The 10223-nt window shown below is 37.5% G+C and carries 6 protein-coding genes and 1 pseudogene; all 7 read right to left on the bottom strand.

Going from position 1 to position 10223, the window contains the following annotated elements:
- Positions 1–157: 157 nt before the first annotated feature.
- Complete coding sequence (locus tag ADJ83_RS16710; RefSeq protein ID WP_204375774.1) at positions 158–352, bottom strand: hypothetical protein; 195 nt, start codon at positions 350–352, stop codon at positions 158–160.
- A 121-nt stretch (positions 353–473) separates the two neighbouring features.
- Positions 474–2993: a preprotein translocase subunit SecA gene (gene secA, locus ADJ83_RS16705; protein ID WP_031540544.1), complete on the bottom strand. Its 2520-nt coding sequence runs from the start codon at positions 2991–2993 to the stop codon at positions 474–476.
- 446 nt (positions 2994–3439) lie between these two features.
- Positions 3440–4390, bottom strand: a complete 951-nt coding sequence (locus ADJ83_RS16700; protein ID WP_081836751.1) for a Gfo/Idh/MocA family protein — start codon at positions 4388–4390, stop codon at positions 3440–3442.
- Positions 4391–5203: 813 nt separating this feature from the next.
- A pseudogene (locus ADJ83_RS16695) lies at positions 5204–5371 on the bottom strand (gfo/Idh/MocA family oxidoreductase); the annotation flags it as partial.
- A gap of 18 nt (positions 5372–5389) precedes the next feature.
- Positions 5390–6544, bottom strand: coding sequence for a Gfo/Idh/MocA family protein (locus ADJ83_RS16690; RefSeq protein WP_031540547.1), 1155 nt, complete (start codon positions 6542–6544; stop codon positions 5390–5392).
- A gap of 425 nt (positions 6545–6969) precedes the next feature.
- Positions 6970–9039 (bottom strand): alpha-glucuronidase family glycosyl hydrolase, encoded by a 2070-nt coding sequence (locus ADJ83_RS16685; RefSeq protein WP_031540548.1) that lies wholly within the window; start codon positions 9037–9039, stop codon positions 6970–6972.
- A gap of 87 nt (positions 9040–9126) precedes the next feature.
- A complete protein-coding gene (locus tag ADJ83_RS16680) occupies positions 9127–9795 on the bottom strand; it encodes a GntR family transcriptional regulator (RefSeq protein ID WP_031540549.1) in 669 nt (222 codons plus the stop codon).
- Between the last annotated feature and the right edge of the window lie 428 nt (positions 9796–10223).

The raw sequence follows: 10223 nt of genomic DNA, 5'->3' as shown, positions 1-10223 counted from the left end.
ACTTTTGTACTTTTACTTGCGACTTTGACACTTTTATTTGCAACCCTTGCACTCTTACTTGCGACTTTCCTACTTTTACTTGCAACTCCCCACCTTACTTGCGACTTTCTTACTTTTACTTGCAACTCTTGCACTCTTACTTGCGACTTTCCTACTTTTACTTGCAACTCCCCACCTTACTTGCGACTTTCTTACTTTTACTTGCAACCCTTGCACTCTTACTTGCGACTTTCCTACTTTTACTTGCAACTCTCCCACTCTTATTTGCAAATTTCGTACTCTTACTTGCAACTCTCCCACTCTTATTTGCAACTTTCGTACTCTTACTTGCAACTCCCAACCTTTCTTGCAACTCCCCACCTTACCTGCAACTCCCCCACTCCTACTTCCCCCCCTCCCATCCATCCTCCCCAAGCCATAAAAAAAGCCCATCTCTTCCAAAAAGGAAGAGATAGACTTCTCACAAAACTATATTACAAATTTGCACCGTGGCAATTTTTATATTTCTTTCCGCTTCCACAGAAACATGGTGCATTGCGGCCGATGTCTAATTGTTTTACTGCTGGCTTTTTCTTTGGTTTCTTCTCTCCGCCTTCTTCTTTAGGGTTTACAGCTTGGCCTTTTGCCACTTCTTCCCTTTCAAGATTATTGCGGATTTCTGCTTTCATAATGTATTTTGCGACGTCTTCTTCAATAGCAATAACCATTGCTTCAAACATGGCAAATCCTTCTGATTGGTATTCACGAAGAGGATCGATTTGCCCATATGCACGAAGGTGGATACCTTGACGTAATTGGTCCATTTGGTCAATATGGTCAATCCACTTGCTATCTACTGCACGAAGCACGATAACTTTTTCAAATTCGCGCATTTGCTCAGCAGAAAGCTTCTCCTCTTTTTCATCATAGCTTTGTAGTACTTTCGCAAAAATGAATTCAACGATTTCATCGCTTTCTTTTCCACGAAGATCACTTACTTGTACATCGCCTTCATTAAGAAGATTTCCATTCACATAATCCACAATTGCTTGAAGATCCCAGCTTTCTCTGTCGCCATTTTCAGGAGTATGCGCTTGGACATTTCTCTCTAATGATGATTTAATCATATTTTCCACAATGGAGCGTAGATTTTCAGAAGTTAATACTTCATTACGTTGTGAATAGATAATTTCACGTTGTTGACGAAGCACATCATCATATTGTAGTAATTGTTTACGTGAATCAAAGTTATTTCCTTCTACACGTTTTTGGGCAGATTCTACAGCACGAGATACCATCTTGCTTTGAATAGGCTGGGAGTCGTCCATTCCTAGTCTTGACATCATATTTTTCATATTATCAGAACCGAAACGGCGCATTAATTCATCTTCCATGGATAAGTAAAATTGTGTTACCCCCGGGTCTCCTTGACGACCAGAACGTCCGCGGAGCTGATTATCAATACGTCTACTTTCATGACGTTCTGTACCGATAACTGCTAAACCACCTAGTTCTTTTACCCCTTCGCCAAGTTTAATATCTGTACCACGACCAGCCATATTTGTGGCAATCGTAACAGAGCCTTTTTCTCCGGCAGTTGCAATAATTTCTGCTTCTCTTTCATGGTTTTTCGCGTTCAAGATATTATGTGGTATTCCTTTTTTCGATAAGTACTTCGAAATGATTTCAGATGTTTCAATTGCAACAGTACCAACAAGTACTGGTTGTCCTTTTTTGTGGCGCTCTGCAATGTCTTCTCCTACTGCTCGGAATTTCCCGTCCATAGAAGCGTAAATTAAATCAGGGCGATCATCACGAACAATCTCACGGTTTGTCGGAATAACAACAACGTTCATATTATAGATGTTGCGGAATTCTTCTTCTTCCGTTTTCGCAGTACCAGTCATCCCCGCAAGTTTTTCGTACATACGGAAATAGTTTTGGAATGTGATGGTTGCTAGGGTCATGCTTTCATTTTGAATTTCTAAGTTTTCCTTTGCTTCAATTGCTTGATGCAAGCCATCGCTATAACGGCGGCCTTTCATGAGACGGCCAGTAAATTGGTCAACAATAACAATTTCGCCATCTTGAACAACATAATCTATATCTTTATGCATGCTAGCATGTGCTTTTAACGCTTGGGTAATATGATGGTTAATGGCAACATTGGAAACGTCAAATAGGTTTTCAATTTGGAAAACACGCTCTGCTTTTGACATCCCTTCTTCCGTCAATTGAACACCTTTTGTTTTTTCATCATACGTATAATCTTTTTCTGGTTTTAAGCTGCTTACAAAGATATTGGCACGAACATAAAGCTGTGTTGATTTTTGAGCAGAACCAGAAATGATAAGTGGTGTACGTGCTTCATCGATTAAAATGGAGTCCACTTCATCGATTACTGCATAAAATAATGGTTTTTGTACCTTTTGCTCATTATAAAGAACCATGTTATCACGCAAATAGTCAAAACCAAACTCGTTATTTGTCCCATACGTTATATCTGCACGGTAGGCTTCTTGCTTTTCTTCTCTAGATATGCCGTTTAAGTTAAGACCTACTGTTAGCCCAAGGAAATTGTACAATTGTCCCATTTCTGCAGCATCACGAGTAGCTAGATATTCGTTGACTGTAACAACGTGAACACCTTTACCAGATAATGCATTTAAATACACAGGCATTGTCGCAGTTAACGTTTTACCTTCCCCTGTTTTCATTTCAGAAATATTACCTTCATGCAGGGATGCTCCCCCCATTAACTGCACTGGATATGGATAAAGGCCAAGGACACGTTTTGCAGCTTCACGAACTACGGCAAAAGCTTCTACCAATAAATCGTCTAATGTTTCCCCTTTTTGGAAACGCGCTTTAAATTCTTCCGTTTTTCCTTTTAATTGCTCGTCCGATAATGCTGCTGTTTCATCTGCAAGCAATTCCACCTTGTCGGCAATCTTCGTTAATTTCTTAATATCGCGTTTGTTTTGATCAAATACTTTATTTAAAATTCCAAGCATTAAAAAACGCTCCTTTTTCTATTATAATGAGAAATCACAGTAGTTATTGGGAAGACTATCTCTTTTTCATTAAAAAATGATGAAAAATAATTGTCTTCTTTGTTAACATTTTTAAGGATTCCATCTATAAAAATCAATTTTATGACCAGTTTATCTTTAAACTAAAATTATATACTATATATTATAGAAGAAAAATGATTGCTAAATACCCATTTTCCCTTAAATTCAAACTAGTATCATCTATACATCTTACCATTTCCACAATAGCGTGACAACTTATACCTGGCCAGAAGTCTTTATTCTATTAAGTTCCGCAAAAAAACTCCCTATATTTAATAGGAAGTTTCTATTTGCATCCTTCTCCTGTCTAACTCACTTTTCTTAAATATCTTTTATTAGACTTCTACATAGTTGTTTATATATAGACCCACAATCTAGGATACGAATTATTCAATTTTTATCGCTTTTTCCTGTGCTTCGACACAAATGGTAGCAGCAGTAAATGCATGTTCCTGGGTCATGGCATTTTCTGTACCATTTAAGCAGTCTAAAATGAATTCTCCGAAAAATGGGTAACCTACTTTTCCTGATAATTGAAAATGCTTTTCCCCTTCTCCATTCACTAAATACAAATGGTTGCCCTTGTTGCTGCGAGCAATGTCAATATATTTACGGACTTCAATATACCCTTCTGTTCCAATGATTGTAACACGTCCATCTCCCCAAGTCCCAAGTCCATCTGGTGTAAACCAATCGACACGGAAATAGAACGTAGCACCATTGTCTGCAACCAATGTCGCATCGCCATAATCTTGAAATGCTGGGTATTGCTTATAATGATAATTGGCAACCTTGCTATGGAGAACTTTTGCACTTTTCGCATTCGCATAATGTAAAAATTGCTCAATTTGGTGACTTCCGATATCTGTGAGAATCCCGCCATATTGCTCTGGATCAAAGAACCAGTCAGGTCTGCTGTTGGCATTGGCGCGATGCGGTCCTGTTCCCATCACAGATATTACCCGGCCAATCGCTCCTTCTGCAATTAACTGACCTGCAAAAACGGCACTTTCTACATGTAACCGCTCACTATAATAAATTCCCCATTTAAGACCGGTCTCTTGCACTTTTTGCTTTGCTTGTTCAATTTGTTCTAACGTTGTAAAAGCAGGTTTATCTGCAAAATAGTGTTTGCCTGCATCTAAGACACGTAATCCCAACGGACCACGATTCACTGGGATATTGGCACTTGCAACTAGATTAATCGTTGAATCATGAAGAATTTCTTCTTCTGATGTTGCTGCACTAACATTAGGGTATGTTTCCAAAAACTTCTGAACTTTTTTTGGGTATAGTGATAGGTAAGCCTTTGATAGGATCGCTAGCCTTTCCCCCACTTCACACCGTGCATGAGACTTTCACCTCACACGGCGTTCTATCGAATTTTCCAAAACAAATCATTAGACGGGGTAACATGTATGTATATGCATAAGATTTTTTCAGTAAAAAAATTATTAACCCCATCTACAATAATCGGCTTTGGAAATTTCCGACTAGAGCCTATCCCTCCACCAATTATTATCTTGGTTTCATAGGTACTATGACTCCACTCTCTCGAATGGCTAATCAGTTTTAATAGGTTAATTCCCTTTATATACTGAACTGTTTCTACGGCTGGTTAATGCCTCCACATCCTTCGATTTCCACGTTCCAATTTCTCTATCCTTCTATATATCCTTAGGTTTCTCCTATGGTCCTGTATGCTTGAACTTGCCTGTAACAAGCTATGGGTTTTCATAACGCCAGATTTTTACTTACCCACACATACGAGTGGCTTACTTGCCACCTGCTGCATTTCTACAGCATTTATGTCTAGAACCGTACATTCAGAGATTCGTCAGTGTATATACACATTCTAACCATAGACACTTTATGGACTCCCGGCATATAGGATACACCATCTACCACTAGACAGCTTTCGTGTTGATTATGAAAAGTAAACACTCCGCTTTATCAACTTACGGTATCTCTCTGCCGACTTCACCGAGCTTCATACCAATCTATTTAACCCTAGAATCAGCATGTCGGAGTATCAGAGTAGGCGTTTCAGAGCGTTACCTCCTCATTCCGCCTATCGAGAAATTAGTTCTCTTAGAAAGTGGTAAATACTCCCTAATGCCTAACCTTTTCCGTTAGAAACGTGTCACACCTGGGTCATAAACGGCAACTAAAGTTCCTCCTGCTTCTACCAGACCATTACACATTCCATAAATATGCCCATGATCTAAGCCAATCGCTGCAAATCGGAATTCGCCTTCTTCCACTACTTTGCTTACTTTTCCTTTTGGAGCATAATTCATGCCATCATTTTTATTCAATACTTTCTCCTCCTTTATTTACTCGTATTTTCCGCCTACGGTAATGTCATTGTCTTCAAAGTTTTCTATCGCTGTTTTCTTTTCATAGAAATGGATGGCATTTTTTTGTGTGCCTTCCATTGTGTAAAATAGGCTATCCTTCGTTAATGGAAGTTTAATTGTTTTACCTGTGCTTGCAGATTCATAGATAGCAGAAATCAATTCCAGTGTCTGTCTTCCTTGTTTTCCATCAATTAAAACAGGAATCCCATGTTCCAACGCAGTTAACACATCATCAATTTGACCTGTGTGTCCCTCATACTGTACTTCTTCCAATTCCTCATAATAATGCTGAATCTTTTCTTCCAACTCTGGATCCTCTTCTGGAAATCCATTTCCCTTTGATTTAGATGCCTTCACTTTCCATGGAACGGAGACTCTAGCATTTTTCCCTTGAAAAATTAATTGTTGTTCCTCCCCATGATGAATGACAGAGCTCGTTATTTGAGCAAGACTTCCGTCATTATAGCGGCAAATAGCGATAGAAATATCCTCTACTTCTGCATTGTCATGAGAAGTATTACTCATGACGGCAGTAACTTCAGATGGCATCCCATTCATCCATTTGAAAATATCTATATGGTGCACAGCGTGATTTAGTGTACAACCGCCACCTTCTTTTTCCCATGTACCACGCCACCATAAATCATAATAGCTGTGCCCGCGCCACCAGTAAGAATCAACCTGTGTATGGACAATGGGTCCCATAAGTTTAGTATCTAGCACCCTTTTTAACTTCATCATTGGGGTACGAAAACGGTTTTGTGAAATGACAGACAACATTTTATGATTTCTTTCCGCAGCTGCATTCATCGCATCACATTCCTCTAATGAAGATGCCATTGGTTTTTCAACCAACACATTCTTACCAGAATCCAGAAAATTAATGGTTATTTCTGAATGTGTATAAGGTGGTGTACAAACGGATACTAGGTCAATGTCCTCACGTTCTAGCATTTTTGTATGGTCATCATAAATGGCTACATCAAGGTTAAATTCTTTCGCCTTCTTTTCTGCCTTCACCGGATAAATGTCACATAGTGCAACAATCTGACAGCGCTCTGTAAATTGCAAATACGCTTCCATATGAGCTGATGAAATTGCTCCTGCACCGATAATAGCTACTTTTAACACACAACCCTCTCCTTTTTATTTATTTAGAATTTAGGATGGAAAATAAGTACTACTTTCGCAAAAATAAAACGCTTTCAACTTTTATCAAATCCCCACTTATGATAAGAAAATTCAAATAAATTTTTATTTCGCCTTATACGCTTTATTCCAAAGATTATCTATAAAAGATACTATGTTCATTTTTTAGTGGATAATAATAAAAAGTGATTGTAAAAGGATAGGTTCTCTTGATGATTAAGTTTATCAGGCTAAATCACTAGCCCACGATTTCTTTTTTCCCTAAAACAACGTCAATCAGGGGAGGCTTTTCAACCCCCACTAATTGACCGTTGCATCAATTGGTCTTATACGCGCAGTTCCGTCCTTCTTTTGCAGCGGGAAGGCTACTTTACTGGCCATAATGCGGGATAAATGAGGTACTGATTTTAATATATTGTTCTATTTTTTTCGTCTGCTATTCCTGATTTTCTATAGAAATACGTATTAATGCGATCACGCCATTCCATAGCATTTTCTAATTGAAGCTGAAAACGTTCTTTCACATTTTCAAAAACCCAATTCTCTACTTTTCCTTCTAATTCATTCCATTTCTTAATAAACGTCTCCACTTCTTCTACACCTTGAAAATGTGTATTATAAATATGCTGAATGACGGTTTCTCCAGAGTGAAGTTTATGTGTGTATGGTACATGATGGAAAAATAGAAGCAACTCATCTGGACAATCTTCTAATGAATTGTATCGTTCTGCATTTGGTCCAAAGTATTGTCCCACATAGCCAGTTCCAGTTTTCATTGTACGGTCTACACCAATTCCTTTACAGTCAGCAAAGTGGTATGTACCCCATTTTGAATACTCATATCCATCCACGTTTGGACCATAATGATGATTAGGATTTACCATCCAGCCGACGCCAAGTGGTGCAGTATAATTTTCATAGGTTCTCCATGATTGGAGCAAAATAAATTCCAATACTTCTACCACTTTCGGATCATGACCAAAAGTTAATTGAATCCATTCATCTGTAATTTCTTCTGTTGATAAATCAGGATTCCAGGTTAATCTGCCAAATCCATAAAGATTGGCCTGTGCTAATGTATTTCCAGTCCAATTTATATCATTGCCTATATTAGATACAGCAGCAATACCGCTATGGCTATAGTTATAGTGTGAACCATCTACTATTGATTTTACGGTCGATCCTTCTCCATCAGCATATGTATCAAAGTTTAATATTTCCTTCCACTGTGGAACTAAATAGCAAACGTCTTTTTGTTGACCCGTATATTCTTGTGCAATTTGAAATTCCACTACCTGGTTCGTTTCTTTCATAGCGCCTATTAGCGGAGAGATTGGTTCACGTACTTGGAAATCCACTGGCCCATTTTTAACTTGCAAAATAACATTATCAAGAAATTGTCCATCAAGGGGCTTAAAATTGTCGTATGCTGCACGTGCTCGATCTGTTTTTCTATCCCGCCAATCCTGTAAACAATTGTAAACAAAGCAACGCCATACTACTTTTCCATTAAAAGGCTGTAATGCTCGTGCTAAAACATTAGCTCCCTCAACATGGCCTCTGCCATATGTAAATGGTCCAGGTCTACCTTCTGAATCTGCTTTCACCACGAAACCACCAAAATCAGGGATATGGCTATAAATTTCTTCTGCCTTTCTCGCCCACCATTTTTCTACTTCTTTATCCAGTGGATCGGCAGTTGGAAGATTCCCCAATTCTATAGGACTAGCATAATTTATACTTAAATAAGTAGTAATCCCATAAGACCTTAGAATAGTTGCCACTTCTTTCACTTTAGGCAAAAATTCCTTTGTAAGTAATTTCGTCTCCACCTCCCATACATTTACATTATTAATCGAGATGGCATTGATTCCAACAGAAGAGAGAAGGCGAGCATAATCTTTAATTCTTGCGAAATCCTTCGTGAAATCGTTATCATTAAAAAAGATGGAGTTACCAGAATAACCTCGTTCAATAGAACCGTTCATATTATCCCATTGATTCATCATTCTTAACTGATGTTTTGGTGTTTCCCTTATTTCTAAGCCAATAAGGGATTCTTCTTGTTGTAAAATTCTTAAAAAGTGGAAAACTGCATATAAAGCTCCTTTATCTGTTTTTCCAATTAATAGCACTTGTCTATTATCATCGGTTGTTTTTACTAAATAGCCTTCCTCATTTAAGTCATCAAATAATTTTGGTGAAATCCCATAATTATTTAAGTTAACGCTTTCATATGTTCCTAAAATAATAGAAGACCCATCTTCCACAGATTGTTGAATAGTTGGTACAACATCTAGCATAGACTTAAGAGCAATTTTAAGTTCGTTTACAGCAGAACCAATGACTACTGATTGTAAAGCAATTGAAATAGTAGAAGCTATGTTGGTATATTTATCAGCGTTTTTAATTTTACGATACTGCAACCAACAGTGATAACTATTGGTTACGAATCGTTGATTTTCTTTATCCATCATTTTTTCCATTTGCTTAATCCTCCTATAATTAACCTATAAAGCTTGATTAAAATTCTGTGAAAAAGCTATGATAAAATTCTACTAATCTTAACTAAAATAATCAGGATAAGTCTTCTTTAATTCCATTTTCTCAAAGTTAACTAAATTTAAATGTATCCCTATTAATTTTTCTGCATCAATTGCTTTCTTTTCCTTGATAAATTGAAAGATATCTTTATGCTGAGAAACAAGCATATCCCATTCCAGATTTGATTCTAATCGCAGAACACGCAAGCGATCAAAGTGGCTGTTCATTTGTCTAATCATCTTCCATGTTCTCAGTTTTTTACATCCCTCAAATAATAAACGATGAAACTGATCATCTAATTCCAATAATTGTTGGTGGGATTCATTTTTTAAACATAATTCCTGCATGGCAATATTGGATTCCAATTTAAATAACTGCTCTTGGTCAAAAACCTCACAAGCTTCTCTCACAACTGCTTTTTCCATATTTTCTCGAACAAACCTTGCTTCTTCCACAAGATCTAAATCAATCAAGGAAACAATCGTACCAATTTGCGGATATATTCCAAGCAAATCTTCTTGGGAAAGCTTTAAGAAAGCTTCTCTTACCGGGGTGCGACTTACGTTTAACTCACTTGCGATTTCTTGTTCAGAAATCTTTTGCCCTGGTTTTAATCCTAAATCTGTTATTCTATTTTTTATTGTTTCATAAACAAAATCTCGTGTGGAAATATTTTGCCTTTTTCTCATTGAAACTATTATACTCACCTTTTTCTTGGCATTCTAATGATACTAGTATGGTAGTTCGTACCTTCATTATAGAAGTTCTCATCTGGAATTTCAATCCTTTTTATTATATTAATTGTTTGGAAATATCGTTTTTCCATTTGCTTTCACCTATATGAAAATTCTATTCCGAGCATTGCTGTTTGAGAATATACAGAAGTCAACACGATAAAAAAACTCCCTATATAATAGGAAGTTTCAAACTGGAGACAAACTCCTTTTAGTTTGAGGATTTTGCCTATGGTCTTTTTTGTAGCCCTTTCTAATAGGGATGTTGATTTCCGCTACAGGGGTTCGCTTTCCATGGGGCGAGCGCCGAGCCGCTTCGTCGTTTCGCTGAGGCCACTGAAAAGTGTATTACCTGGTGAATCGGTAGTTACCAAACCATTCTA

It is taken from the genome of Bacillus sp. 522_BSPC (genome assembly GCF_001076885.1).
Taxonomy (GTDB): Bacteria; Bacillota; Bacilli; order Bacillales; family Cytobacillaceae; genus Niallia; species Niallia hominis.
The sequence above is the reverse complement of the archived record's forward strand: the minus strand, read 5'-3'. Positions and strand labels throughout refer to the sequence as shown.